This is a genomic window from Synechococcus sp. BL107, assembly GCF_000153805.1.
Classification (GTDB): domain Bacteria; phylum Cyanobacteriota; class Cyanobacteriia; order PCC-6307; family Cyanobiaceae; genus Parasynechococcus.
This window is the reverse complement of the sequence record NZ_DS022298.1, coordinates 317,732-342,094: the sequence shown is the minus strand read 5'-3', so window position 1 is coordinate 342,094 and position 24,363 is coordinate 317,732. Positions and strand designations below refer to the sequence as shown.

Here is a 24,363-nt window from a genome sequence, read left to right as displayed (position 1 = left end):
TGCGTTAAGCAGCTTGAAACCCAATGGATGGGTCGGTCTTCGGTGCGTTCATCTCTGGTGCGTGAGTCTGATCGGGCTGAGCCCATTGCAGGAGGCGAAGGGCAAGGCGAATGTCACCGTCGATCCAAGCGCGAATGGCCATTGCGCGACGGGGGTCGTAGAAGCGCTGCTGCCGATACCACTCGAAAACATCTGAATCTGATTTTTGTCCGTTGCAAGAGAGGCAAGCAGGCACACAGTTTTCGGTCACGCTGAGCCCACCTTTGGCCCGCGGAACAAGATGATCAATTGATTCAGAAGGTTTGCCGCAATAAATACAACTTTTACCAGTATGAGTATGGAGTGATTGTCGCCATCTTCGAACGCGCAATTTAGGACAGAGTTCATCTAGAAAGACTGCATCTCTGTTGTGCATCCGAATCTCTCGGTTGAGTTCATTTTGCCTGAACTGCCAGTCTCGTCAATGTGTCGAGCGCTGCATTTTCGTAAATATGATCCCGTTGATGTAAAAATTGATGCCAATCACCACTGTCGTCCTCAAAGTCATTAAGGTGGTTGTCTGTGAAGGCGTCGATCACCACATTGATCACGTCTCGATGCTGTCTTGATCTGTCGCCTGCTGGTCTGATTCGGGTGGTGAGCCCCTTCGATGCGGTCACGCAAGCGCAACTCCGTCAGATTCGCCCCCGTGGCCGTTGGAATGGGCCGGCGCGTGGTTGGGAATTCCCCCTGGCCGCGGCTGGGGTTCTCCAGCAGCAGTTTGGTCGCCGTTTCGCAGTCACGGCCGCTTTAGAGGAATGGCTGGCTTGGTCTCGTCTGCCTCTTCCTCCGCTGCCTCAGCATCGGCAGCTTGTGGCTGCGGCTGATTTGAAGCAGAACCTCCCGGATGGTCGCACGCCGCTGTTGCATCAACGCTCTGGTGCCCGCTGGCTCTTGGCGCGTCGTGGGGCGGTTTTGGCCGATGAAATGGGCCTTGGAAAAACCCTCACCGCACTGTTGGCGGCGCGGGCGATGGTGCGCTGCGCTGAGGTGCGTGTTTTGGTGGTTGCTCCGGTGGGACTCCACCCCCATTGGCGGCGAGAGGCGGATGCCGTTGGCCTTTCGCTGCAATTGGTGAGTTGGGCGCGGTTACCCGATGCACTGCCTGCTGCGGGCACGTTGCTTGTTGTTGATGAGGCCCATTACGCCCAGTCGATGAAAGCTCAACGCACGGCGGGTTTGCTCCGTTTGGCGCGGCACCCGCGTTTGCGGGCGATCTGGATGCTCACCGGGACACCAATGAAAAATGGTCGTCCATCGCAGCTTTTTCCTCTATTAGCGGCGATCGATCACCCCATCGCCCGCGATCAGCGGATATTTGAGGAGCGCTATTGCCAGGGCCACTGGCGGGAAGGCAAGGCGGGGAAGCGCTGGGAGGCCGCCGGCGTGAGTCAGTTGGAGGAGTTGCGTCGATTAACGCGTCCACTAATCCTTCATCGCCGCAAGCGACAGGTGGTGGATCTCCCGCCAAAGCAGCGTCAGCTTCACCCAATTGTCTTGCCAGACGACACGTCCATCGGCTTTGACCATCGAGTGGACTTGGTGGTGGAGGACTACCGCCGTCGGGCCCAACTCGGTGAGGTGCGTTCTGATGCTGAGCCGTTGGCGGTGTTAACGGCGATGCGTCAAATCGCTGCGGAATTCAAGCTGTCTGCTGCCGAACAGTTGTTGTACCAGCTGCATCAGCAGGGGCACGCTGTTGTGCTGTTCAGCGCGTTTATTGCACCGCTTCAGTTGTTGCATCAACGGATTGGTGGGGAGCTGATGACCGGAAGACAGCGTCCTCTTGAACGTCAGCAATCGGTGGATCGTTTTCAGCAGGGAAAAAGTAATTGCTTGTTGGCAACGTATGGCACTGGATCCCTTGGTTTCACGCTGCATCGTGCTCGACATGTTGTGCTTTTGGAGAGGCCCTGGACTCCTGGTGATCTCGAGCAGGCCGAAGATCGCTGCCATCGCCTTGGGATGGGTGACGGGCTCACGTGCCATTGGTTGCAACTGGGTCCCGCGGATCAGTTGGTGGATGGTTTGTTGGCGAGCAAGGCCGAACGCATCGAAGTGCTGCTGGGACCCCGTCGTCAAAGCTTGGAGCGTCAGTCGTTGCCGGCGATGGTCCGAGCGTGTTTGCAGGTGGCCTGACGCACGTCCAACTCATGGGTCAGCATCGGGTCAACCGGAGCTTTTGACTCACGAATCAGCTTTAAGCCTGCGGCTACATCCGTACAGGCTTTCTGATACTGGCCCTTCAGGGTGTAGATGAAGGCCCGATCTCGCAGGAGCTCGGGTTGATCAGGGTTTGCAGCAATGGCGTCATCGCAGGCCTGAAGCGCACGATTGGGTTCAGAGACTTGGTACTGCTTTAAGCAGCTTGTCTCAGTGGAGATAGGCCCTGTCTTTTGGGTCGGTGTTTTTTGGGACTGACATCCCGTTAAACAAACGAGGAGAGTCGATAGGGCGAGTGCAGCGACCCGTGGGGGGCTAATAGCTGTAGCGCTCGTCGTCCACGCTGTTGGACTCAGAATTGGTTGTGCCGGTGGTGCTTGTTCCAAGGGATGTTGTTGTGGCTGCTTTGTTGGGGGAACCTCCGAACAGATCACCGAGGTAGCGGCCGCAATCGGGGAAATTTCCGGGGTCTTGAACCACGGCTTCTGTGATCATCACAGAGGCGTGTTCCGGCGACGTTTTAAAAAGTTGTCCGCCTTGGCGCTTAATCACGGCATACGCCGCATTCCAACTCACGTTGTGGTCGTTGCCACTCGAGCGCATAAAGCAGTAAATCTTGGCCCCTTTCTCATCTGATGATTTGCCCGCCTGGACCGGTTGGGTGCCTCCAATGAGGGCACCGATTAGAGCAACGGTGGTGAGGGCTAGCTGAGGACCGAAGCGGGGCATGGGTCTCGGAATCAGATGGACCCAACGTATCGATTACAAGCGCACTGTCGAGTCTTGGTCAGGGTTGTCCAAGGCTTGAGGGGAGAACCAATCGCACTACCAGGGGAAGCACCAGCAGAACGGTGATCAAGCGGACCGCATGCAAGGCGGCGACAGCTGCGCCGACTCCGAATTCAGCCCCCACTAAGCTCATGCCGCTAATCCCTCCCGGTGCAGCCCCGAGTAGGGCCACAACCGGGTCGATCCCAAGCAAGCGACTGCTCCACAGGCCAATCACGATGCCCGTCAGTACAAGGGTGACCGTGATCAGCAATGCCGGTCTCCAAAGGACCTGCAATTGTTCGAGAGAGGCCCGGGTCAATCCTGTTCCAATCACCGTGCCGATCCCGATTTCGAGAATCGTGCGTGTCCCTGTTGGCCATGCCGCTTGATCCAACTGACCGCTCATACTCACGATCCCGGCTCCAAGCAGTGCACCAGCGAGGGGTGCTGCCGGAATTCCACTCAGGAGAGCCAGTAGCCCGAGACTGGTTCCGGCCAACAAGTAGAGCATCAGCGTTGCCAGAGGTGACATCGAGATTTATGCAGCCATATCAGTTTGATCTTGAGGCAGCACGGCTCTTGTGTTGTCATTTGTGCAGTGATTGTTTGATTGATGACGTCATCTGTGTCTTTCCGGATCACCCGTACCGCTGAAGATTTGGCGCAAACGATCACGGCTTTATCCCAGCGCCTGGTGAAGATTGAGCAGCGGCAGGAGGTGATGGAGCTCCAACTGCGCCAGCAGCTCAAGGATGGAAACAATGTGCCCGACGAGGAATTGGCCACATTGGATGGCATCGAAACCCTGTTGCGCGAAACCCGAGAGCTCTTGGAGAGCACTGATCTCAGCGGTTTCGATGCGACATCGCACGATCAAAACGACGAGCACCTGCACTGCGAGGCCGCATAGGGGTAGCAGCGGGTGCCAAAATAAAAAGAAAGGCAACTATGGCGTCCACCATTCCCGCCTCCCATGCTTGTAATTCGCTCAAGCCATCCCAGACCTTGCACGGAATGACCATCTGGTCCAAGTCGGGTTTTCTTGAGGGGGGGCACCAATTGGAGAAATTGGAATTCGCCTTGGCCCATGCCGAAGCCAAAGGTGACCAATCGCGCTGCCGTGTCTTGCAGGACCGCATCGCGGATCTAGGTGGCAATGCGGAAGAGCCTGGTACCTAGTGAATATTGCTTAGAAAAATTTTACTGTTGATCATTTCGAACATACTTTCAAAAATACGTTGGCGTTAAATTGTCTCTCCGGTAGTATGATTCGAGTATATAAATCAATTTCTTTTGCCTCTCACTCTGGTGCGATCTGAGAGCGCTTCTGATAAGCGTCAAGATCATGAATTAGCTGCTCGCGACCTGTTCGAGCGAGCTCGGCTATGTGCGGAAGCAGGGCAAACTTCAGATGCTGGTTCGTTTATTCTCAAAGCACTGAGCCATGAGCGTCGTGCTGGAGCTGTTGGCCCGCAGGTGATGCAAATTATCAAACCTCGCTCTTAATATCTCGGCAATTTACAAAGCGGGTGACCGGATTCGAACCGGCGACGTCCAGCTTGGGAAGCTGACATTCTACCACTGAATTACACCCGCATATAGGCGAGATTGCACTCACCCATTGGCTTTTTGATCAGCCCAGCGCTGCAGATGTCGCTGCAACTCCTGCACCCATCGTGCCTTTGTGCAGTCCTAATGAATGCAATGTGGCTTCAATGGCGGACACGGCCGTCAATACATCTCGATCGCAAACATATCCCAAGTGCCCGATGCGAAACACTTTGCCTTTGAGGTGATCTTGCCCCCCGGCTAAAAGGATGTCGAATTTCTCTTTCACTGTTTTGCGCAGAAGCTCTGCGTCCAATCCCTCAGGAGCCACGGCGGTAATAGCAGGACTGCCATGACCCGTGGCAGCAAACAGAGGTAGCCCGATCGCTTCCATGCCTGCTTGGGCCGCTGCACGATGGCGCTCATGGCGCGCAAAAATTGCCTCAAGCCCTTCTTTTTGCATCATGTCGAGCGCTGCTTCAAGCCCGAAGTAAAGGTTCACCGCTGGCGTGAATGGGTTGCTGTCTTTTGCAGCCGTTTTTCGGTAGGGGCCGAGATCGAGGTAAAACTTGGGAAGGTCTGACGTTGCGTAAGCCGCCCAGGCGCGATCACTCATCGCTACAAAACTGAGACCCGGCGGAAGCATGTATCCCTTCTGGGAACCAGAGGCCACCACATCCAGCCCCCAAGCATCCATGGGCACATTGGACGCGCCAAGGCTTGTGACGCAATCTGCGATCGTCAGGGCTGTCCCGTGAGCCTTGACGTAACGAGCAATCGTCTCAAGGTCGTTGATGACGCCCGTGGATGTTTCCGAGTGGGTGAGGACGACGGCCTTGATTTGCTTTTCGGTATCGGCCTCTAGTGCAGTACGGAAGGCTTCGGGGTCCAGCGGCTGTCCCCATTCCGCTGTCACCACGTTCACTTCAAGTCCGTAGGCGCGAGCCACTTTCACCCAACGCTCTCCGAACTTGCCGTTGTCTCCGCAAAGAACTTTGTCTCCACGGCTGAGGGTATTGATCATTCCGGCTTCCATGGCTGCCGTGCCACTGCCCGTAATCACAAGCACATCGCTGCTGGTTTGGTGCAGCCATTTCAATTGCTCAGTCGTGCGCCGCACGATGGCTTGGAACTCACCGCTGCGGTGACCAATGGGATGACGTCCCATCGCCTTCAGCACCGTTTCGGGAACCGGGGTTGGTCCCGGAATCATCAAGGTGAGCTTGTCCTGCATGGCGTGGGGAATGCCGATCCGCGACTCTAGAAAAGAGCACCGCATCCGTCATCGACACCGCCTCTCCAGATTCAGTCAGTTCAGGGCTGACCCTGCCGGTCTGGGTCGTGGCAGCAGCGAAGGCATCGCTGCATGCCCTGCTCGGTCAACCCTTCGCAAATCAGGTGTCGGTCCGCTTGCCTGACCGCACCAACCCCGTTCTGGTGCCTGTGATTTCAGCGGCACGGCTAGATGGTGGTGATCAGGCCCTGGCGATTAGCCGTTGCGATCCGGGCCCAGGTTTGGACCTCACCCGTGATTTGGAAATTTGGGTTCGTGTGTCTTGGAGACCTGACAAGCAGGCGGGGCTCATGCTGTTAGCGGGAGCCGGTGTCGGGAGGAAGGGAACGGATGGTGATCTTTGTGTTTCGGCTTATGCCCGCGATCTTCTTGAGCGGAATCTCCTGCCTTTGGATCATGGCCTCACCGTTGAGGTTGTACTTCCAAGGGGTCGAGAGCTTGCTTTGCGAACCAGCAATGCGGCATTTGGGGTGGTGGATGGGCTGGCCTTAATTGGGACCCAAGCGGAGGTGCAGCGCAGTGCAGCGCCAGATCAGTTGAAGCAGGTGTTGTTGGATTTGACCCAGCTCACGGGCGATCAAAAATTCCAGGGCGATCTCGTGTTGGTGATTGGGGAAAATGGTTTGGATCTGGCGCGTCAAGCCCAATTGGCGCCCTTGCTGAAGGTGGGGAATTGGCTTGGCCCGGTTCTCGTGGCAGCGGCAGAAGCAGGAGTCCAAAACCTGCTGTTGTTGGGTTATCACGGCAAATTAATCAAATTGGCTGGTGGGATTTTTCACACACACCATCACCTCGCTGACGGACGCTTGGAGGTGCTCACAGCTCTTGGCCTGGACGCAGGACTGTCGCTCGAGCAGTTGCGTTTGCTTCGCCAGGCCCCATCGGTGGATCAGGCCTTCAACGAATTGGAGGCGCTCAATCCAGTTGTGGCAGAGCAGTTGTGGCAGAAGCTGGCCCTGGCCGTGGAGGAACGGAGTCAGGCTTATGTGGCCCGCTATGGAAATTGGTCGATGCGAATTGGTGCCGTTTTGTTTGATCGCAGCCGCCATTTGCGTTGGCGAGGACCAGTGGCGGGAGAGCGCTTCTTTACGCTGATGGATTGACGCTTGTCGCAGCGCGACACCTTCTTGGATCGATGTCCCAGCCCTCGTCCGACGGTCAGCGTCAGCCGGCCATCGTCATCCTCGATTTTGGTTCTCAATATTCGGAACTGATCGCCCGTCGTGTTCGCGAAACCGAAGTGTTTTCGGTTGTGATCGGATACAGCACAACAGCCGATGAGCTGCGTCGGATGGCGCCGAAGGGAATCATCCTGAGCGGTGGTCCCAGCTCGGTCTACGCGGAGCATGCCCCGGTTTGTGATCCTGCGATTTGGGATCTCGGTATCCCGGTGCTGGGGGTGTGTTACGGCATGCAGCTGATGGTTCAGCAGCTCGGAGGTGCTGTTGAGGCGGCGACCGGTAAGGCGGAATACGGCAAGGCTCCCCTGGTGGTGGATGATCCCACCGACCTTCTCAACAAAGTTGAGAGTGGCTCAACGATGTGGATGAGCCATGGCGACTCGGTGAAGGCCTTGCCGGAGGGTTTCGTTCGTTTGGCCCATACGGCGAATACGCCTGAAGCCGCGGTCGCGAACCTTGAGCGCAAGTTGTATGGAGTGCAATTCCATCCAGAGGTGGTGCATTCCACCTGTGGGATGGCGTTGATTCGCAATTTTGTGAATCACATTTGTGCCTGTGAACAGGATTGGACCACCAATGCCTTCATTGATGAAGCGGTGGCCTTAGTGCGCGAACAGGTGGGACAAAAACGGGTTTTGCTGGCTCTATCTGGAGGTGTTGATTCCTCAACCCTGGCTTTTTTATTGAAAAAAGCGATCGGTGATCAGCTCACTTGCATGTTCATTGATCAGGGCTTTATGCGAAAAGGAGAGCCCGAATTTTTGATGGAATTTTTTGATCAAAAATTCAATATTAATGTGGAATATATCAATGCGCGTAAGCGGTTTATAGACAAACTAAAGGGGATTACTGATCCAGAAGATAAACGCAAAATCATTGGCACGGAGTTTATTCGGGTTTTTGAGGAGGAGAGCAAGCGTCTCGGACCATTTGATTATTTAGCTCAGGGCACGCTCTACCCGGATGTGATTGAAAGTGCGGGCACCAACGTTGATCCCAAAACGGGTGAGCGTGTGGCGGTGAAGATTAAAAGCCACCACAATGTTGGTGGCTTGCCAAAAGATTTGCGATTTAAGTTAGTCGAACCACTGCGCAAGTTATTTAAAGACGAAGTGCGCAAAGTGGGTCGGAATTTGGGGTTGCCAGAGGAGATTGTGAGGCGTCATCCCTTCCCTGGGCCTGGGTTGGCGATTCGCATCCTTGGAGAAGTGACGGATGAAAAGCTCAACTGCCTCCGTGATGCTGATCTGATTGTTCGTGAAGAGATTCGTGATGCTGGTTTGTATCACGAGATTTGGCAGGCCTTCGCAGTTTTATTGCCAGTTCGTTCTGTCGGGGTGATGGGTGACCAGCGCACCTATGCCTGGCCGATCGTGCTGCGTTGTGTGTCCAGTGAAGATGGCATGACAGCAGATTGGTCGCGTCTCCCTTACGACCTGATGGAGACGATTTCGAATCGAATCGTCAACGAGGTGAAAGGGGTGAATCGTGTGGTGATGGACATCACCAGCAAGCCCCCCGGCACCATTGAGTGGGAATGATGTCCCCCTTGGCTTGGCCTTCAAATGTTTGGCGAACTTTGCGTCAGCAAAGTAATTCAATTCAGGCTGATGAATCTCGACGCATTTTTCTGATTGGCCACAATAAATGTGGAACACGATCCTTTAATAAGCTTCTCAATAAGAATGGATATAGCTCGATCCACTACGACAAAGGTCGTTTAGCGAAGCGCATTCAGGCGAATTTTATTTTTTCACGTCCACTTCTTGATGGTGTCGACCAATACTGTGGTTACACAGACATGGAGCTTTGTGGTGAGTTTTATGCCTATCGACTTTTTCCTCTTTTGGATCTGCAATATCCCGGGTCTTGTTTTATCTACAACACGCGTGATGTGCACCGTTGGGTTGATTCCCGAATGAACCACCGCAACGGTAAATATGCTCGCACTTATCTAAAGCGAATGCAGCGGGCATTTGAGGATTCAAGCCTCACGATGGACGACCTGCGTCTTCATTGGCACGAAGCCTGGCAGCGGCATGACGCTGATCTGCGCAGTTATTTCGCTCGGCGCAACAATTTTTTTGCGTTCGACATAACGGTCGCTCAAGAGCAAGCCGCGCTTTGCCGTTTTTTACGTCGACGCGGCTATCGCATTCGCGGAACGGCACTGCCCCACTCTGGAGCTCGTCCAGCGCCCACCGAAAACCCATGAGTGAGGTGCTGGCGACCATCGCCGATCACCGATACCTTGGGCCACCGGCCTTGGCTTCGTGACGGCGACTCAACAGCAGGATCTGCAATTGCAGCGGCGGCTGCAGCAGGACAGCATTCAGCTCGGTGGTCGCACGATCTATCTCAACCCCTTTTTGTATTGGCGTCGGTTTGATAGCAATACCGACCGCTGGCTCCGGGAGCCCGGTCAGCTCACGGATGATCAAACCCGAGTTAATCGCAGCCGTTTTTACCCAGAGCTCGATTGGACTGGTTTGGATGAGCACCAAACTGCTGTCTATGACGGCGCAGTGGAAATGTTCCTCAAGAGCCTTGATCTGATCAGTACCTTCCATCCGGAATTGGGGTCCGGTCAGATGTTGGAGGTGGAACGCAAGATGACCATCACCAAAAAGCGGGCGTTTGAGCGTTGGGTCGATAAAGCGATCCGGAGACGTCAGCGCGACGAAAACCGCGAGAACCGTCGCTTCGAGCGCAGTCGTGTGTGGCGTGAATGGCGTGAATGGATTGCGATGGACACCACCCAAAAAGCGTTGGTGCCTCTTGTCATGCTCATGGTGTTGTGTGGAGTGGCGGGTTGGTCCTTTGGAGCTGCGCAGTCGGCTTGTCCGACACTGTCGCTGCCCTCAGGACAGACTGGAGTTCGTTGACTGGGCCCGATGGCCGCTGATTCCGCTTCCGACAATCCCTTGGATCAACTGCGTTTGTCGCTCATGCAGGACGTTCTTCCCGTCGGCTTGGCGATGTTCGAACGGGCGCGTCAAGGAGGACCTGGTCGTGTTGCAGAGGTCTTTACGGGGGGATCATCTGATCCGATTGCTGAGTTGCGCCAGGAGGGTGAGCCTGTGGCCCGCGATGTCCGTGAACAATTGGACTCAGTCAGTCCCGGGCTTGGTAATCCAGTGATGCCCGTCAGTGTGTCCGTTGAAGAACCCAATACAGCCGCCGATGAGCGCGACGATTTGAATCTTGCGCTGCAACGGATCGAGCACCGTTTGGATGCGTTACGTCGGCTGCTTCCGGCAGATTGAGGGATGGCTTCTGCCCAGCAGCGTCAGACCGGATTACGGCAACAGCCCCTGGTGCTGTTGATGGTGGTGCTGGTGTTTTGCTCCGCCATGGTCAGCCGGCTGGTGTGGATGCAGTTGCTGGAGGGGCCACGCTTTAAGGAACTCGCCGATGAAAACCGCATCCGTCTTGTTCCACGCTCGCCGATTCGAGGACGGTTGTTGGATCGCAAGGGTCGTGTACTGGCCACAAGCAAACTCACCTATTCCTTGTATCTCGAGCCTCGCTTGGTGAGTGATGCCGATTGGCCTGAATTACGCAATCGGCTCGCATCACTATTGAATCTCGACCCATTGCTGCTGGACCAGCGACGCGATCGTGGGACAGATCGGGATGGCTATCGCACAACGTTGATGCTCGATCTAAAGCCAGAACAGGTCTTGCGTTTCCGCGAGCAGGCCTTGGGTTTGCGGGGGGCGCAAGTGGACGTCGACATTTTGCGTTTTTATCCCCATGGCAGCCTCGCTGCCCATGCTTTGGGATACACCCAACCGATTACGGAGTCTGAGTACGACACCTTGGTGGAGAAGGGCTACAAGATCCGTGATCGCATTGGTCGGACCGGCGTTGAAGCGGCCTATGAGACCCATTTGCGCGGCAAGTGGGGCGGTCAGATGTTGGAGGTGAATGCGCTGGGTGAAGTGCAGCGGAACCTCGGCGATCGCCCTTCGGAGTCGGGACAAGACCTCACGCTCACCTTGGATTTGGATCTGCAACGCGCTGCAGAGCAGGCATTGGCGGACAAGCCTGGAGGGGCCGTCGTGGCGCTTGAGGCCAAGACGGGCGCCGTGCTGGCTTTGGCGAGTAAGCCTGGCTTTGATCCAAACTTTTTCTCCAAGCTGATCACAACGCAAAAGGAGTACGACGCTCTCTTTTTAAATCCCAATAAGCCCCTTTTGAGTCGGGCGATGAATCCCTACGACCCTGGCAGCACCTGGAAGCCCGTCACGGCAATGGCTGGTATGGAATCTGGAAAGTTCCCTCCAACAACCAAACTCCAAACCAAGGCTTGCATCACCTATGGAGGCCATTGTTTTCCTGATCACAACGGTGCTGGCTTTGGTCAGATCGGCTATGCCGACGCCTTGCGCTTTTCCAGCAACACCTTTTTCTACCAAGTGGGAGTTGGAGTGGGATCTCGGGCCCTAAAACAGGCGGCGAATCAACTGGGTTTTCAGCAAAAAACTGGGATCGAGATCGACTGGGAAGAGAGTGTGGGTCTCGTTGGCGATGAAGATTGGGCTGAGAACGGCCGTGGCTGGGCCGACCCCGGCAGTACCCCCTGGATCCCTGAAGACATGGCCAGTGCGTCCATCGGTCAGTCGGTGGTGCAAATCACGCCGTTGCAGTTGGCCCGTGCCTACGCCGTTTTTGCCAATGGTGGTTGGTTGGTGACGCCCCACTTAGCGAAGGGGGAGATCGATTGGATGGCGCCGCAGCACAGGCGTGCTGTTCTGATCAAGCCGTCCACGTTGGAGACCATCAGAAAGGGTCTGCGCAAGGTGGTGGAAGACGGCACGGGCTATGGGTTGAATGGCGACGGGATTCCCCCTGCGGCTGGAAAAACGGGTACCGCCGAAGACAGTACCGGTGGCCCGGACCATGCCTGGTTTGGCTGTTATGCCCCGTATCCCGAGGGCAAAATTGTTGTTGTGGCCTTCGCTCAGAACACCCCAGGAGGTGGTTCCGTGCACGCATTGCCGATGGCGAAGAAAGTGCTTGCGGCGTGGGAACAATCCCGCAGCAAAGGCTGAGTTTCAAGTTTCTAGATTAGGAAGTACTTCTGTCTACAGAGTTTGTATGGCAAACCTTTTTTCTTGTCTACCAAGATCATCATTTGCGATGTAGATGAATATTTTGGCTTAATCAGAATATTCTCAGGCAATATAGTTATCTGTTGCTTACAAGGGAGTGTTGAAAATTGGCCGTATTTTATTCATGGTTAAGACGTCTTCTATGCTCGGAAGTATTGACCCAATGGAAGCCATAGGACTGGCCTAAGCTTAACTTGGCAATTTCATGCTTTAAATGACTTGAATAACTAGGTATTAAGCGCTTATGCTCAAATATCTTTGAATTGTTTTTTGAGAAGATTGTCAAGTATTTGAGTCTCTAGTTGTCTTACAATGGCTTCGCTTGCGCCTCCATTCCCGTAGGGATTTTTGCAGTCATGAAGTCTTTTTTGAAAATCTGGCGAAAACAAATAGTTAATGGACTCGCTTATTGACTTTCTGTCTGGAGTGCTGTCGATTACGCTAGATGATTTTAAGCGACCTTTTTGCCGATCACCGATATTAATTGTGCCTTTTTTGAGGCTAGGAGCTTCGAGTAGACCGCTAGAAGAATTGCCAATCACCCCATCAGTATGCTTGATGCAAGATAGATAACGCAGCTGCCCTAGTGATGTATATGCTTGGGCATTATTGTGTTCAGAGCAGAAGGTACTAATTAGCTTAAAAAGTGCCCGTCCGTCCTCGTCAGCATTGGGCATCGTAAAAATTAAACCAACATCATTTAAATCTGCTAATACGCTTAATAGCTCTTTCATTTGGTTGGCGCTGGTGTTTTTTTCTTCTAATGTCACAGGATGGAATGTGATTAATAAATTGCGCTGAGCTAACTTAAAATTGAGAGACTCCTCAAGCTGTGGTCTAGTTAGTAAATCGAGTCTCAAGATGTTATCGATTCCCAAGCCGCCAACTTGAAAGATTTTGTCATCTTGCTCCCCGAGCTGTATAACTCTATTTCGGTACTCATCGGCTGCTACAAAATGTAGATGCGCCATTTTTGTGATGCTATGTCTTATCGATTCGTCAATGGCTCCTTCCGTAGATTCTCCTCCATGGCAATGGGCAATAGGTATTCGGGCAATCATTGCCGATGCTGCAGCAGTAAAGATTTCGTATCGATCTCCTAAAACAAGCATTAGGTCAGGTTTTAGTTCGGCAAGTGCATCAGCAAACCCAATCATTCCCAGTCCCATTGATTTAGTTATTCCTACTGATGTGTCAGAGCTAAGCAGCATTTCTATTTTTCTATTAATTCTGAAACCATCTGCTTCAATTTCGCGAGTCGTGAGTCCAAATTCCGGGGAAACATGCATGCCAGTTGCGATCAATTGCAGTTCCAGCAGAGCAGAATTCTGGATCCCTTGCATTACCCAGCGCAGTAGTCCATATTCAGCACGGGCTCCTGTAACGACGCATATTTTCCGACGGGATATGTTCATGTAATAAGATCGTCAGCAGAGTAGTCTCTTGTGGCTTGTCGGCCTATCCAATCGTCCCAATGCATCGGAGAAATCCCGGTGCCGGGCCTTTTACTTGTGAGATTGTTTACAGTAAATTTTTCTCCAGAACGAATAGTTTGAGAAGCTACTAGCGACTTGCGTGAAACTTTGATATTTGCTTTCTCACTAATAGTAGGTCGTTTAATTCCATCCCCCAAGGCTTTCTCAATATTTCGAATGCCATCAACCATTGCCCCAAACTCATCGGGTTCCAGGCTGGCCCTATGATCTGGGCCGGGTAAATTGCGATCAAGAGTTAGGTGCTTTTCGATCACTGATGCACCCAATGCTATGGCAGCAATTGGCACCGAGATGCCCTCAGTGTGGTCGGAATAGCCCACATCAATTCCAAATGCAATAGCGATGCTCTGCATGGCGCGTAAGTTGACTTCTTCAATTGGAGCTGGGTATTCAGTCGTGCAGTGCAAAGCGGTGATTTGATTTCGTAGAACCCCAGCTTTCTCTAGTGCTTCAAGCGCTGCTTCGATTTCGCCCAGAGTGCTCATGCCTGTTGAAAGGATTATTGGTTTGCCTTGAGCGCCAATTTCTCTGAGGTAGGGCAAGTTGGTAATTTCTCCGGAAGGTATCTTCCATCTTTTGATATTTAATGATGAAAGTATTTTGATGCTATGCAAATCGAAAGCAGTTGAGAGAAACTCAATATTTCTCTTGAGACAGTGATCGATAAGGTGTTTATGTTGCTCAGGATTGAGTTCTAGCTTTTGCAGCATTGATAATTGACTTTCTTTCGTGGCAGAGGCTTTTTGTTGATAAGAAGCTTGTTCAGCATTGAAAGTCGCTAGCTTGTTAGCTTGAAAGGTTTGAAATTTCACTGCATCTGCACCTGCATCGGCTGCAGCATCTATCAACTGTATGGCGAGTTCAAGATCACCATTGTGATTCACGCCCGCTTCAGCGATTATCAAAGCTTGGTCTGAAGAAGTCATGAATCTCTTAATGGCCATCCCATTACACGTTTTCCTGCACCAATCACTGATCGAGGAGGCAAGTTTATTCCCTCACGAATCATGGATCCACTGCCAACAAAGCTTTCGGTTCCTATCCGTACATTTCCATTGACCAACGCTCCAGTACTGATATGGCAGTGATCCTCTACACGTACATCATGCTCTAGTAAGGCAAAGCTGTTGAGAATGCAGTATTTACCAACTTCTACTGCTGCATTCACAATAACCCCATGTCCGATTGTTGTGCCGACATTAATTCGAGCATGCCGACTGACAACCGCATGGGGTGAAATCAAAATAGGTGTATGAAAAGCTAGTGCCTCCAACTTAGATGCGAGATTTTTTCGCGGTTCAGGATTTGGCATTTGACCTAGAGCCAGTACTGCGGAGGAACATGTATTGCGTAGGGTGATTAGATCCTTATCGCAGCCAACTACTGGATAGCCCAACACATTATTTCCTACTTCTTCAGGGAATCCAACTAAACCAAAAATGTTCCACTGACCTGTTGTTTCGATTAGATCAATTAGTGAACGGGCATGGCCACCACAACCGATCAATAATATGGGCTTCATGTCCTACCCCACTCATTGTGCAGCTGTGGGCTGCTGGGAATATTAATCAGCCTCGGAGCCTGGTCTTCTGCAACGAGTAGTGGACCAGCTGGGCATGATGTGTACATTGGGAGTTCGTTCAGTGAAGACCAGATTGGCCGTAATAAAAGCCCGGTCTCATGTGCTTTTTCAAGAAGTCTTAGACGCTGGGCGTTTGCTGCACCTGGATCAGGAGTGGTGAAACGCAGAGTTACCATCCAATAGTTACTTTTGCAGCCAGGAGGTTCGGGCAAAACTTCGATTCCATCTAGCTTGGAAAATGCTTGTATGTATTCTTTTGCTAGCTTTTGTTTAATTTTAAGCCGACGATTTAGGTCTTCGATTTGGGCGACGCCTAAGGCCGCATTGAGGTTGGGCATCCTGTCATTCCAACCCACTGCATCGTGATGAAAAGACCAGGGGTGCTGCTGCTTAGCAGTAGTTGAAAGATGTCGTGCATTTTTGGCTATTTCATCATTGTTTGTGAGTAGAGCTCCGCCGCCGCCAGTAGTAATTAATTTATTCCCATTGAAACTCAGGGTTCCCACCGCCCCAAACAAGCCGCAGTGAATGTCCTCACGCCAGCTTCCGAGGGCTTCTGCCGCATCTTCAACCAACGGTAATTGCCAAGCATCAGCCACCTTCCGCAGCTCAATAATTTGGGCAGGAAAGCCAAAGACGTGTACAGGTAAAATAGCAACGATGCGCCTTCCTGTTTCACGATTTAGCAGCACTCCGTCTTTTCGTTCGGTGACCTTCTCTAGCTGTGCATTTAAGGCAGTTGGAGACAGGCCCAAACTAGAGTTTTCCACATCGACGAAGTGTGGAACTGCGCCTAGATGAGCTATCGCGTTAGCTGTTGCTACAAAACTCAGCGGTGGTAAGACAACTTCATCGCCTGGCTTGACCCCAATTACGTGCAAAGCTAATCGCAGTGCAACGGTTCCATTACTCACTGCGATTGCATGTTTTGCACCAGTGACTGTGCAAAGCTCTTTTTCAAACCGACTCACCCAGATGCCTGCAGTACTTACCCAGCCAGTATCCAGACAATCTTTTACGTAAGCCCAAGCTTGCGTGCCGCTGAAATCTGGTTCATGTAGGCCAATCGTATGTCCTCGGTCGCTCTGTCCAACTACATGATGAATTGCTCTAAGAATGTCTTCACTTTTCGGAATAGAAGCAAAGCTCATTTATTAAATGGAGTAACTATTTGGTCGATATAGAGCCAAGTTGGCTGGATTGCTAAACCATTCAGCTGTTTCAGTAATTCCCCGTTCAAAACCATCAAGTCCACCATATCGCGGTTGCCAATTTGTCAGCTGTCGTAAAAGACTATTGTCTCCAAAGAGGCGATTAACTTCAGAGCCCTCAGGCCTCAAACGATTTTCATCGGTAATAATGTCCAACTCCACATTCATTGCCTTCGCGATTAGTGAGGCTGTATCACCAATAGAGATTTCAAAATTGCTTGCTGCATTTACAATTTGTCCTAAGGCAGAATTGCAATTTGCCAAAGCTTGGAAAGCAGCACATGTATCGGAGACATGGTTAAAATCACGTGTTGGTGAAAGTGCTCCCAACTTAATTTTTCGATGTCCTGCTGCAATTTGGGTAATGATGGTTGGAATTACAGCACGAGCACTTTGACGAGGCCCATATGTATTGAATGGACGTAATACTGTGACAGGTGTTTCAAAGCTGCGCCAGTAACTTAGTGCGATCTGGTCGGCACCGATTTTGCTCGCTGCGTATGGAGACTGACCCACTAATGGATGATCTTCTGTAATTGGTACAAATTGTGCAGTGCCATAAGTTTCAGAAGTAGATGTGTGAACTAAGTTAGTCACTCCAAGATCTCTTGCAGCTTGAACCACGTTCAATGTGCCATGAATATTAGTGTCAATGTAACTTGCCGGCGCTACATAGCTGTAAGGAATTGCAATTAAGGCCGCCAAGTGAAACACCTGGTCGCATCCGCGCATGGCTTCCCTCACGCATATTGGATCACGAATATCTCCAAGAATTACTTCAATTGCTTCTTTTGAGGTTTCGGGGAGGCTGTCAAGCCAGCCCCAGCTTCCGAGTGAGTTGTATAAACAGAATGCTTTTACATCTTTTCCAGACGATAATAATTTTTCAACAAGATGCGATCCGATGAATCCGTCAGCGCCAGTAACCAATGCTTTCACAGTTTAAACATCCTTTTACAAATAATCTGAGCAGTGGGTAATGGATATAGGCATGAATATTTGTATTTCAAAGCTAGGTGCGGACTGGGTTCGTTTTTACACAAGCGTTTATTGAAGATGCCGTTCATCCTAATTTCGTTTAAGAATTTCATAGTCTTATCCCACTTCAGGCAGCAGCGTCCAGTGTTCCTTGGCTTAGAACGTTGCGGTAGTAGCCCCGCAGTTGTTCAGTGGCGCCAGCCCAGCCCCAGCGTTCGGCTTCTGATCGTGCAGCACTGCGGAGTGCCTGACGTTCTAAGTCGTTGCCCAGCAACCGTTGTGTGGCCTGAATCAAGCTCGCGGCACCACCGTCGTCACCATCGGGTTCGTACAGACAACCGTTGATGCCGTCCGTGATGATGTCAGGAATGCCACCTCGGTTGGCACCGACCACGGGGCATCCTGCCGCCATCGCCTCAAGCAGCACCAATCCGAGGGTTTCTGTGCTGGAGGGGAAGAGAAAAGCATCGCCACTGGCATAGGCCCCTGCAAGATCGTCCCCTGCCAGATAACCCACAAAGGTGGTGGCTGTGCCGTCGAAGTGCTTTTCTAGTTGCTGGCGATGGGGCCCGTCGCCTACAAGGGCAAGGCGGGTATCGGGTAAAGCTTCTAGGACCGGACGAATGCGTTCGATTTGCTTCTCTGCGGACAGTCGACCGACGTAAAGCAGCAGAGCGCCACGATCGTCATGGCTTCCCAGCAGACGTTGCCGCATCGCTGGGCTTCTCAGGGCCGGACGGAAGAGCTCCGTATCGACCCCACGCTGCCAGAGCGCTGTGTGTTGGATGCCTTTGTCGCTGAGTTCTTGCACCATCGCCGTCGAGGTGCACAGGTTGAGCAGGGCCTGGTTGTGGGCCGCTTTGAGCAATTCCCAGAGCAAGGGCTCGAGCATGCCCATGCCGTAGTGCTCAAGATATTTCGGAAGATGGGTGTGATAGCTGGCGATCAACGGAATATTTTTCGTCTTGGCCAACCAGATTCCGCCTAACCCCAACACTGCAGGGTTCACCACATGGATGAGGTCCGGTTGGAACGAGTCAATGGCGTCCGACACGGCGGGCCGCGGTAAGGCCAGCTTGAGCTCGGGGTAGAGCGGTAAGGGCATCGCCGGAACGCCGATTAAGCGAGCACCCATGTACTCATCTGGACAACCTTCAGGGCAAAACACCACCACCTCATCACCGGCATCCACCAGGTGTTTCACCGTTTTGGTGAGCCGGGTGACGATGCCATCGACCTTGGGAAGGAAGGTTTCGGTGAAAAAGGCGATTTTCAAAGGAGAGGCCTGATTTAGGAGGCGTTGCCGATGGCCTTGGCTTGGTCTTTGGTCCAAGCGGAGGTGCAAAGGATCCGGTTGCGATCGCAGCGGTCGGAGAATCGAGTCGCAATCTCCACAACTTCTTTCAGAAGTCCATCGTCCAGGGTGGTGGGATTCAGTCCGAGTTCGATAAAGCAGCGGTTGTCCACGATCAAATCGTTTTCGACCGCTTCATTACGGGGATTGGGCAGGTTGTTCACTTTGGCTCCGGTAAGAGCAGCCACTTTGTTGGCGAGTTCTCCCACTTGGTGACTTTCGGTCATCTGGTTGAAGATCTTGACGCGCTCGCCTTGTTCAGGGGGGTTGTCGAGTGCAAGCTGCACGCACTTCACCGAGTCTCGGATGTGAATGAAGGCTCGGGTTTGGCCACCGGTGCCATGCACCGTGAGGGGATAGCCGATGGCGGCTTGCATCAGGAAGCGGTTCAGCACCGTTCCGTAGTCGCCGTCATAGTCGAAACGGTTGGTTAGGCGTGGATCTCGATCGGTGGCCTCAGTGTTAGTGCCCCAGACAATGCCTTGGTGCAGATCTGTGATCCGAACCTTGTCGTTTTTGTTGTAGTAAAGGAAGAGCAGCTGATCCAGCGTCTTGGTCATGTGATAGACGCTGCCAGGGCTGGCTGGGTGAAGGATTTCCTCTTCGAACCGGCTGCCATCCGGCTGAGGCACTTCCACCTTTAAGTAACCCTCTGGAATGGTCGCCCCACGATGGGATCCATAGCCATAGACGCCCATGGTGCCGAGGTGCACCACGTGAATATCGAGACCCGACTCAACGATCGCGGCAAGAAGGTTGTGGGTGCCATTGACGTTGTTATCAACGGTGTAGCGCTTGGTGGCGCTGCTCTTCATCGAATAGGGCGCAGCCCGCTGTTCTGCGAAATGAACAACGGAGTTTGGTTTCTCATCCCGGAGTAAATCGAGCAGGCGCTGATATTCGTGGGCGACGTCCATGTGGATGAAGCGCATCGGCTTGCCACCGATCTCTTCCCATGCTTGGAGTCGCTCTCCGATGCTGGTGATCGGCGTTAAAGAGTCAACCTCAAGATCGACGTCGATCTTGCGACGACTGAGGTTGTCAACGATCAAGACCTCGTGGCCTTGATCCGCCAAGTTCACAGCACAGGGCCAGCCGCAGAAGCCGTCACCGCCGAGAACGAGAACCTTCACCCCAAACTCCTGCTGGAACGAGCAAAACGCTCAGTGGGGGCAAGCTACTACAAGGATTTTTTTACTCGTGTTTGGTCAGCTGATGACCACCGTGATTGCAATGAGCCCAATCACCAGGATGGACCCGCCGATGAGCATCATCAGGGAGCTGCGATTGCGGTCTCTGCTGGCGTTTTGATCCATCACTTCCATGCGGGGCTCTTTGGCAAAGGCGTTCAAAAGACCGCCATCTTCCGTGGTGACTTGCATGGATCCGATGCGATTTCCCGGACGTTATGAGTTCAAATGCTTACCGCCATGGTTTGTAACGCAGACTTGATCTCCCTTCATTTGTCTTTACCTGAGATCAGCCCTGTGGTCGGAGAGCTTGCGGAGGCTTGGCCCCGTCGAGGCAGTCGACCGGAGCTGTAGGCCATGCGACCAGCGATCACCGCTTTGCCCATGGCTTCAGCCATGGATGGGGGGTCACCAGCCAGGGCAATTGCGCTGTTGACCAAGACGGCATCGGCCCCCATTTCCATGGCTTGGGCGGCCTCGCTGGGGACGCCGATGCCGGCATCAACAACGACAGGAACCGTCGCGTTTTCAATGATCAAGGCGATGTTCGCGGCGTTGTTGAGCCCTTGTCCTGACCCGATGGGGGATCCGAGAGGCATCACTGTGGCGCAACCAACGTCTTCTAAGCGTTTCGCGAGCAGAGGGTCTGCATTGATGTAGGGCAGCACTGTGAATCCCTCTTTCACCAGTGCTTCTGCGGCGTGAAGCGTCCCAATCGGATCGGGTAAGAGATGTCGGCTGTCTGGAATCACCTCCAGCTTGATGAAGTTGTTGTCCTCTTGGCCGGCCAATTTGGCGAGTTCTCGCCCCAGTCGCGCGACGCGAATGGCTTCCTCGGCGTTGGTGCATCCCGCTGTGTTGGGAAGCATCCAGATGCGTGACCAGTCGATGGCTTCCATGAGTCCTGTATGCCCGGCGGCTCCTGTTTGAACCCGGCGTACGGCCACGGTCACCATTTCGCAAGCGGAACGCTCAATGCTGCTTTGCATGCAGTCGATGGATGGATATTTACCTGTCCCGGTCAATAAGCGGCATCCAAATCGTCGACCGCCGATGGTTAAGGGGTCGGATCCGTTAGAGGTGCAAACCATGACGCGTCTGAGCAAAAGGGCCTACCGTGCTTCCATCATCCCTTGTCTTCCATGCCCCTCCTGCTTGCCATGGATCTACCTGTTGGCAGTCAGGTCCCGTTTCAAACCAATCCACAGCTGCCTCTCGATCCGATCCAATTGGCGATCCCGGTTCAAGTGGACCAGAACCAAGTGGAGAGTTTTGATCCCGTTGCTCGGGCCGCAGATCTTGTTTCGACTCTTCCGCGTCAATGGTGTGGCACGTTCCAACCGTTTGATGGGTCTCCAACCGTTGATGTGGCCTTGGAGTTGTCCGATCTCAACGCGATTGGTCAGATCGTTGATTTGCGGGGAACCATGACTTTGGGCACTGTGACAACTTCGGTTCAGGGCAATCTTCATGCCAAGTCGGATCAACTTGATTTGATCCCCTTGAGTGATGAATTGATCGCAGGCGTTGAGCCAGGTGGGGTGTTTCTCGGCTTACAGGGCTTTAGCCCAACGGGTTGGCAATCCCCACGCTTGATCAACGACGTTGATCCGAGTTCTGGATTGGGAGGACGTTTGGCACTAACGAGTGCTTGCCAGGCTGAATTGCCGATTCAACCGCTTTGGTAAGTCGGTTTAATGAGACGGTATTTAAGAACGCTTTTCGAGCTTTTTGATGCCTTTTTTGGCTGTTGAATTATTAGGCTCGAGCTCTAATGTTTTCTTATAAAGTGCAATTGCTTCTTCGTATTTGAGAAGTTTTTCTTGCGCAAAGGCAAGATTATTAATTGCAACTGGATAATCATCTTTCGCTCTTAAAGCCAATTTGTAATGCTTGATGGCGTTGTCGTAATCCTTTTGTGCGGCAAGGGCAAAGCCCAGGGCGTTTTCAATCAATGCCCGCGCTTCATTGGGCTCGTCGCTCAGTCTTTTTAAGGCCTGCTTGAGCGTTGCAGCTGCTTGGGGGTACAGGCGTTTTCGTAATTGAACCGAACCCAGCTCATAGAGGTCTGCAGACTGCCGTGAGGCTGCAGTACCAGCTTGTTCAAGTTGAACGAAACGCGCTTCATCACGACGAACGCGAAGAAGCTGTCGGCCAACGATCACCGCAACAACGGTGAGCAGGCCGACCAGGCCCAGTAGATAGGTCTGGGGCAGCAAATTCACAGATTTAGATCAGCTCTTCGCTGCAGTCACCACGGTTGTGAAACTGGTGGGATCTGCGACGGCCAGCTGCGCCAGCATCTTGCGGTTGATCCGGACATCCGCTTTTTTCAAACCACCCATTAAGCGGCTGTAGCTCACGCCGTTCATGCGAGCTGCTGCATTGATGCGTGCAATCCACAAACGACGGAAGTCGCGCTTGCGACGACGGCGATCGCGGTAGGCATTGCAAAGCGCCTTCATCACCCGCTGGTTTGCGGTGCGGAACTGGGTGCCGTTGCCACCGCGGAAGCCGCGGGCGAGCCTCAGGATTTTATTGCGGCGCTTACGGGCGACGTTGCCTCTTTTAACGCGGGCCATACAGGGAAAGGATTAGATCAGGTGGAACGAACAGTGGGCGCGAGCGTCTCTGCTCAGGCGTAGGGCATCATCAATGTGACGCGCTCAACGTCGGTGCGATCAACAACGGCCTTGGTGCCGAGGTGTCGTTTCTGCTTTGGAGTTTTGTGGTCCAGCAGGTGATTTCGGAAGGCGCGACGACGAAGGAACTTGCCAGTGCCGGTTGCTTTGAACCGCTTGGCGGCAGCTTTGCGGGTCTTCAGCTTGGGCATTGCTCTGCTCGAACGGGGCACAAACAACAACAATACGTCCCGGTGCGCCTTTTGTAGATGATTCGGCTGTTGTCGTTCTCGATGCTTCTTGGCCTCGCCTGCGGCTGTGGGGCGAGGGAGCTGGCTGCCCCATCAGCATCCGATGAGGTGCCGGCCCTTGTGACACTGGCCACCCATCGCCCGGTTCCTCGCCCTCCGCAGTTGTCCCGGGCGGAGCCCGTTCTTTGGGTGGCCCTTGAGGACCATCTCGGTTCCCATCCAGCGGCGATGCCGCTTCAGCTCTCGAGTGCCGGCGCTCCGCTCACGCTTGAAGATGGGGCTGGTGGGAGTTGGACTGCTGCCAGTTTCACCGTGCGCTGGCGATCGGTGGCATTGCCAGAGCCGGTGATGTTGGCGCGACGAATCGCTGGGCCGTTTGCGAGTTTCGAATCGGCGGAGCGCTTGGCCCAGCGCTGGCGAGCGCTAGGGGTGACGGCGTCTGTGGCCCATCCCAACGATTGGGAGGTTTGGGCTCCTCAGGGTTCGATTGCTCCAGACGGAACCTCGGTGCGGGAGTGGACGCGTCGTGTTCATGCCACGGTTGAACCGACCCTGGACACCCCTGAGGGTGTGCAGCCGATCAAGGGCCCTTTGCAGATCACAGCCCCCGATGGCTTGCGTTGGAACCGTGGGGTGTTCCGTGGACCGTTCCGTCTTCAGCCGGATGCCTATGGCAGTTGGACATTGATTGAGCAGGTGGCTGTTGAGCGATACCTCGAAGGAGTGGTGCCCCATGAAATTGGTGCCTCATCACCCGTTGCGGCGTTGCAAGCCCAAACCGTGTTGGCTCGGACCTGGGCTTTGGCCAACAGCCATCGCTTCCAAATCGATGGTTATCACCTCTGCAGCGATACCCAGTGCCAGGTCTACAGCGATCCGCGCTTGGCGGGGGCAGCGGTTCGGCAAGCGATTGCAGCCACCCGAGGACGATTGCTCAGTCGTGCTGGACGTCCGATTAGTGCGGTGTATCACGCCACCAACGGTGGTGTGATGGCAGCGGGCCCGGAAGCTTGGGCAATGCAGCCTCAGCCCTATTTGGTGGCAAAGGTCGATGGAGATGAGGGTTGGCGGGAGCGCCACACCATCCCGCTGCAAAGGCCTCAACATGTGTCGTCCTTGCTGATGGATCGCTCGGGAGCCAATGGATCACAACATCCCTTATTTCGTTGGAGTCGTGTGATCACGGCTGATGAAATCCGCCAGGCCATTGATGTTCCGGCTCAAGCGTTGCAATCTCCGTTGCGCCTGAACGCCTTGCAGCGGGGTGCGAGTGGTCGCGTGTTGGCGTTGCAAATTGCTGGTTCCGGTGAGTCGGAGCCTGTCGTTCTCCGCTTGGATCAGATTCGGCGCACCTTGCGTCGTTTGCCGAGCACCTTGTTCGTGATTGAGCCCCAGGGTTCGGATCGCTGGCTCATCCGAGGCGGTGGTTTTGGCCACGGCGCAGGCCTGTCTCAGGCAGGGGCCATCGATTTGGCTTGGCGGGGATGGCCCACAGAACGGATCCTGCGCCATTACTACCCGGGGACTGTCTACGGACCTCTCCCTGCGCGAGTGCAGTCCCCTTAGA

At 53.5% G+C, this 24,363-nt stretch carries 29 protein-coding genes and 1 tRNA gene; 12 read left to right on the top strand and 18 right to left on the bottom strand.

Annotation, left to right across the window (positions count from 1 at the left end):
• Positions 1-4: 4 nt before the first annotated feature.
• Positions 5-415, bottom strand: a complete 411-nt coding sequence (locus BL107_RS01650; protein ID WP_037987886.1) for an HNH endonuclease — start codon at positions 413-415, stop codon at positions 5-7.
• A 212-nt stretch (positions 416-627) separates the two neighbouring features.
• On the opposite strand from BL107_RS01650, the gene BL107_RS01645 reads away from it, so the two are divergent.
• Positions 628-2,178, top strand: coding sequence for a DEAD/DEAH box helicase (locus BL107_RS01645; protein ID WP_050749859.1), 1,551 nt, complete (start codon positions 628-630; stop codon positions 2,176-2,178).
• Here the strand turns inward: BL107_RS01645 and BL107_RS13030 are convergent.
• Genes BL107_RS13030 through BL107_RS01635 form a run of 3 tightly spaced genes read right to left on the bottom strand, consistent with a single transcriptional unit; the run spans position 2,133 to position 3,505 of the window.
• Entirely contained in the window at positions 2,133-2,588 is a 456-nt protein-coding gene (locus BL107_RS13030; RefSeq protein WP_232192712.1) for a tetratricopeptide repeat protein, read from the bottom strand. The two genes, BL107_RS01645 and BL107_RS13030, sit on opposite strands and share 46 nt — an antisense overlap.
• Positions 2,518-2,931 carry a DUF6554 family protein gene (locus BL107_RS01640; protein ID WP_009788519.1) on the bottom strand — a complete coding sequence of 138 codons (414 nt, stop codon included), beginning with the start codon at positions 2,929-2,931 and terminating at the stop codon, positions 2,518-2,520. Before BL107_RS01640 ends, BL107_RS13030 begins: the two co-directional genes overlap by 71 nt.
• Before the next feature lie 58 nt (positions 2,932-2,989).
• Complete coding sequence (locus BL107_RS01635) at positions 2,990-3,505, bottom strand: AbrB family transcriptional regulator (RefSeq protein ID WP_009788518.1); 516 nt, start codon at positions 3,503-3,505, stop codon at positions 2,990-2,992.
• Between the two features lie 81 nt (positions 3,506-3,586).
• On the opposite strand from BL107_RS01635, the gene BL107_RS01630 reads away from it, so the two are divergent.
• The 3 genes from BL107_RS01630 (at position 3,587) to BL107_RS13025 (ending at position 4,479) form a co-directional block, all read left to right on the top strand.
• Entirely contained in the window at positions 3,587-3,883 is a 297-nt protein-coding gene (locus tag BL107_RS01630) for a hypothetical protein (protein ID WP_037987884.1), read from the top strand.
• Positions 3,884-3,921: 38 nt separating this feature from the next.
• Positions 3,922-4,152 (top strand): hypothetical protein, encoded by a 231-nt coding sequence (locus BL107_RS12825; RefSeq protein ID WP_198002314.1) that lies wholly within the window; start codon positions 3,922-3,924, stop codon positions 4,150-4,152.
• Positions 4,153-4,281: 129 nt separating this feature from the next.
• The gene (locus BL107_RS13025) at positions 4,282-4,479 is read left to right on the top strand and encodes a hypothetical protein (RefSeq protein WP_009788515.1); all 198 of its coding nucleotides are present in this window, start codon (positions 4,282-4,284) and stop codon (positions 4,477-4,479) included.
• A gap of 18 nt (positions 4,480-4,497) precedes the next feature.
• Here BL107_RS13025 and BL107_RS01620 read toward each other — a convergent pair.
• Both BL107_RS01620 and BL107_RS01615 read right to left on the bottom strand, forming a co-directional pair.
• Positions 4,498-4,569: transfer RNA gene (locus BL107_RS01620), tRNA-Gly, on the bottom strand.
• A gap of 37 nt (positions 4,570-4,606) precedes the next feature.
• Positions 4,607-5,755 (bottom strand): alanine--glyoxylate aminotransferase family protein, encoded by a 1,149-nt coding sequence (locus BL107_RS01615; protein WP_009788514.1) that lies wholly within the window; start codon positions 5,753-5,755, stop codon positions 4,607-4,609.
• 50 nt (positions 5,756-5,805) lie between these two features.
• Here BL107_RS01615 and cbiD point away from each other — a divergent pair, with 50 nt between their 5' ends.
• The 6 genes from cbiD to mrdA are packed head-to-tail and all read left to right on the top strand — an operon-like array spanning position 5,806 to position 12,053.
• Positions 5,806-6,918 (top strand): cobalt-precorrin-5B (C(1))-methyltransferase CbiD, encoded by a 1,113-nt coding sequence (gene cbiD / locus BL107_RS01610; RefSeq protein WP_037987881.1) that lies wholly within the window; start codon positions 5,806-5,808, stop codon positions 6,916-6,918.
• Between the two features lie 32 nt (positions 6,919-6,950).
• Entirely contained in the window at positions 6,951-8,537 is a 1,587-nt protein-coding gene (guaA, locus tag BL107_RS01605; RefSeq protein ID WP_009788512.1) for a glutamine-hydrolyzing GMP synthase, read from the top strand.
• The gene (locus tag BL107_RS12820; protein WP_369791561.1) at positions 8,534-9,211 is read left to right on the top strand and encodes a sulfotransferase; all 678 of its coding nucleotides are present in this window, start codon (positions 8,534-8,536) and stop codon (positions 9,209-9,211) included. The genes guaA and BL107_RS12820 overlap by 4 nt, the downstream gene beginning before the upstream one ends.
• Positions 9,212-9,269: 58 nt before the next feature.
• Entirely contained in the window at positions 9,270-9,881 is a 612-nt protein-coding gene (locus BL107_RS01595; protein WP_009788510.1) for a hypothetical protein, read from the top strand.
• Positions 9,882-9,890: 9 nt separating this feature from the next.
• The gene (locus BL107_RS01590) at positions 9,891-10,262 is read left to right on the top strand and encodes a hypothetical protein (RefSeq protein ID WP_009788509.1); all 372 of its coding nucleotides are present in this window, start codon (positions 9,891-9,893) and stop codon (positions 10,260-10,262) included.
• 3 nt (positions 10,263-10,265) lie between these two features.
• Positions 10,266-12,053 carry a penicillin-binding protein 2 gene (mrdA, locus tag BL107_RS01585; protein ID WP_009788508.1) on the top strand — a complete coding sequence of 596 codons (1,788 nt, stop codon included), beginning with the start codon at positions 10,266-10,268 and terminating at the stop codon, positions 12,051-12,053.
• A gap of 308 nt (positions 12,054-12,361) precedes the next feature.
• Here the strand turns inward: mrdA and neuC are convergent, their stop codons facing one another.
• From neuC to BL107_RS01545, 9 genes are all read right to left on the bottom strand, one after another.
• Positions 12,362-13,528: a UDP-N-acetylglucosamine 2-epimerase gene (gene neuC, locus BL107_RS01580; RefSeq protein WP_009788507.1), complete on the bottom strand. Its 1,167-nt coding sequence runs from the start codon at positions 13,526-13,528 to the stop codon at positions 12,362-12,364.
• Positions 13,525-14,535, bottom strand: coding sequence for an N-acetylneuraminate synthase (gene neuB / locus BL107_RS01575; RefSeq protein WP_037988657.1), 1,011 nt, complete (start codon positions 14,533-14,535; stop codon positions 13,525-13,527). Before neuB ends, neuC begins: the two co-directional genes overlap by 4 nt.
• On the bottom strand, positions 14,532-15,131 hold the full coding sequence (locus BL107_RS12085) for a NeuD/PglB/VioB family sugar acetyltransferase (protein ID WP_009788505.1): 600 nt from the start codon (positions 15,129-15,131) through the stop codon (positions 14,532-14,534). The genes neuB and BL107_RS12085 overlap by 4 nt, the downstream gene beginning before the upstream one ends.
• Entirely contained in the window at positions 15,128-16,342 is a 1,215-nt protein-coding gene (locus BL107_RS01570) for a LegC family aminotransferase (protein ID WP_009788504.1), read from the bottom strand. Before BL107_RS01570 ends, BL107_RS12085 begins: the two co-directional genes overlap by 4 nt.
• Positions 16,343-16,345: 3 nt before the next feature.
• Complete coding sequence (locus BL107_RS01565) at positions 16,346-17,341, bottom strand: NAD-dependent 4,6-dehydratase LegB (protein WP_009788502.1); 996 nt, start codon at positions 17,339-17,341, stop codon at positions 16,346-16,348.
• A 166-nt stretch (positions 17,342-17,507) separates the two neighbouring features.
• Positions 17,508-18,656 (bottom strand): glycosyltransferase family 1 protein, encoded by a 1,149-nt coding sequence (locus tag BL107_RS01560; protein WP_009788501.1) that lies wholly within the window; start codon positions 18,654-18,656, stop codon positions 17,508-17,510.
• Between the two features lie 14 nt (positions 18,657-18,670).
• A complete protein-coding gene (locus tag BL107_RS01555; RefSeq protein WP_009788500.1) occupies positions 18,671-19,867 on the bottom strand; it encodes an NAD-dependent epimerase/dehydratase family protein in 1,197 nt (398 codons plus the stop codon).
• A gap of 75 nt (positions 19,868-19,942) precedes the next feature.
• Positions 19,943-20,116, bottom strand: a complete 174-nt coding sequence (psb34, locus tag BL107_RS01550) for a photosystem II assembly protein Psb34 (RefSeq protein WP_009788499.1) — start codon at positions 20,114-20,116, stop codon at positions 19,943-19,945.
• Between the two features lie 77 nt (positions 20,117-20,193).
• Positions 20,194-21,015: a thiazole synthase gene (locus tag BL107_RS01545; protein ID WP_037987878.1), complete on the bottom strand. Its 822-nt coding sequence runs from the start codon at positions 21,013-21,015 to the stop codon at positions 20,194-20,196.
• Positions 21,016-21,066: 51 nt separating this feature from the next.
• Here BL107_RS01545 and BL107_RS01540 point away from each other — a divergent pair, with 51 nt between their 5' ends.
• Complete coding sequence (locus BL107_RS01540) at positions 21,067-21,612, top strand: hypothetical protein (protein ID WP_009788497.1); 546 nt, start codon at positions 21,067-21,069, stop codon at positions 21,610-21,612.
• A gap of 21 nt (positions 21,613-21,633) precedes the next feature.
• On the opposite strand, the gene BL107_RS01535 is transcribed toward BL107_RS01540, so the two are convergent.
• From BL107_RS01535 to rpmI, 3 genes are read right to left on the bottom strand one after another with little or no spacing between them, the layout of a single operon-like run.
• Positions 21,634-22,149 carry a tetratricopeptide repeat protein gene (locus BL107_RS01535; protein WP_009788496.1) on the bottom strand — a complete coding sequence of 172 codons (516 nt, stop codon included), beginning with the start codon at positions 22,147-22,149 and terminating at the stop codon, positions 21,634-21,636.
• Between the two features lie 9 nt (positions 22,150-22,158).
• Entirely contained in the window at positions 22,159-22,506 is a 348-nt protein-coding gene (gene rplT / locus BL107_RS01530) for a 50S ribosomal protein L20 (RefSeq protein WP_009788495.1), read from the bottom strand.
• 53 nt (positions 22,507-22,559) lie between these two features.
• On the bottom strand, positions 22,560-22,757 hold the full coding sequence (gene rpmI / locus BL107_RS01525; RefSeq protein WP_009788494.1) for a 50S ribosomal protein L35: 198 nt from the start codon (positions 22,755-22,757) through the stop codon (positions 22,560-22,562).
• A 57-nt stretch (positions 22,758-22,814) separates the two neighbouring features.
• Between rpmI and BL107_RS01520 the strand changes: the two genes are divergently transcribed.
• Positions 22,815-24,362 carry a SpoIID/LytB domain-containing protein gene (locus tag BL107_RS01520; protein ID WP_009788493.1) on the top strand — a complete coding sequence of 516 codons (1,548 nt, stop codon included), beginning with the start codon at positions 22,815-22,817 and terminating at the stop codon, positions 24,360-24,362.
• The last annotated feature ends 1 nt before the right edge of the window (position 24,363 follow it).

What these genes read in the sequence shown, in the direction of transcription:
- neuC (WP_009788507.1), bottom strand. Translation starts at nt 13,528, where the DNA reads ATGAACATATCCCGTCGGAAAATATGCGTCGTTACAGGAGCCCGTGCT.
- BL107_RS01570 (WP_009788504.1), bottom strand. Translation starts at nt 16,342, where the DNA reads ATGAGCTTTGCTTCTATTCCGAAAAGTGAAGACATTCTTAGAGCAATT.
- BL107_RS01615 (WP_009788514.1), bottom strand. Translation starts at nt 5,755, where the DNA reads ATGCAGGACAAGCTCACCTTGATGATTCCGGGACCAACCCCGGTTCCC.
- rplT (WP_009788495.1), bottom strand. Translation starts at nt 22,506, where the DNA reads ATGGCCCGCGTTAAAAGAGGCAACGTCGCCCGTAAGCGCCGCAATAAA.
- BL107_RS01640 (WP_009788519.1), bottom strand. Translation starts at nt 2,931, where the DNA reads ATGCCCCGCTTCGGTCCTCAGCTAGCCCTCACCACCGTTGCTCTAATC.
- BL107_RS01545 (WP_037987878.1), bottom strand. Translation starts at nt 21,015, where the DNA reads ATGGTTTGCACCTCTAACGGATCCGACCCCTTAACCATCGGCGGTCGA.
- rpmI (WP_009788494.1), bottom strand. Translation starts at nt 22,757, where the DNA reads ATGCCCAAGCTGAAGACCCGCAAAGCTGCCGCCAAGCGGTTCAAAGCA.
- BL107_RS12825 (WP_198002314.1), top strand. Translation starts at nt 3,922, where the DNA reads ATGGCGTCCACCATTCCCGCCTCCCATGCTTGTAATTCGCTCAAGCCA.
- BL107_RS01635 (WP_009788518.1), bottom strand. Translation starts at nt 3,505, where the DNA reads ATGTCACCTCTGGCAACGCTGATGCTCTACTTGTTGGCCGGAACCAGT.
- BL107_RS01630 (WP_037987884.1), top strand. Translation starts at nt 3,587, where the DNA reads ATGACGTCATCTGTGTCTTTCCGGATCACCCGTACCGCTGAAGATTTG.
- psb34 (WP_009788499.1), bottom strand. Translation starts at nt 20,116, where the DNA reads ATGCAAGTCACCACGGAAGATGGCGGTCTTTTGAACGCCTTTGCCAAA.
- BL107_RS12085 (WP_009788505.1), bottom strand. Translation starts at nt 15,131, where the DNA reads ATGAAGCCCATATTATTGATCGGTTGTGGTGGCCATGCCCGTTCACTA.
- BL107_RS01590 (WP_009788509.1), top strand. Translation starts at nt 9,891, where the DNA reads ATGGCCGCTGATTCCGCTTCCGACAATCCCTTGGATCAACTGCGTTTG.
- BL107_RS01540 (WP_009788497.1), top strand. Translation starts at nt 21,067, where the DNA reads ATGCCCCTCCTGCTTGCCATGGATCTACCTGTTGGCAGTCAGGTCCCG.
- mrdA (WP_009788508.1), top strand. Translation starts at nt 10,266, where the DNA reads ATGGCTTCTGCCCAGCAGCGTCAGACCGGATTACGGCAACAGCCCCTG.
- neuB (WP_037988657.1), bottom strand. Translation starts at nt 14,535, where the DNA reads ATGACTTCTTCAGACCAAGCTTTGATAATCGCTGAAGCGGGCGTGAAT.
- BL107_RS12820 (WP_369791561.1), top strand. Translation starts at nt 8,534, where the DNA reads ATGATGTCCCCCTTGGCTTGGCCTTCAAATGTTTGGCGAACTTTGCGT.
- BL107_RS01520 (WP_009788493.1), top strand. Translation starts at nt 22,815, where the DNA reads ATGATTCGGCTGTTGTCGTTCTCGATGCTTCTTGGCCTCGCCTGCGGC.
- BL107_RS01650 (WP_037987886.1), bottom strand. Translation starts at nt 415, where the DNA reads ATGCACAACAGAGATGCAGTCTTTCTAGATGAACTCTGTCCTAAATTG.
- guaA (WP_009788512.1), top strand. Translation starts at nt 6,951, where the DNA reads ATGTCCCAGCCCTCGTCCGACGGTCAGCGTCAGCCGGCCATCGTCATC.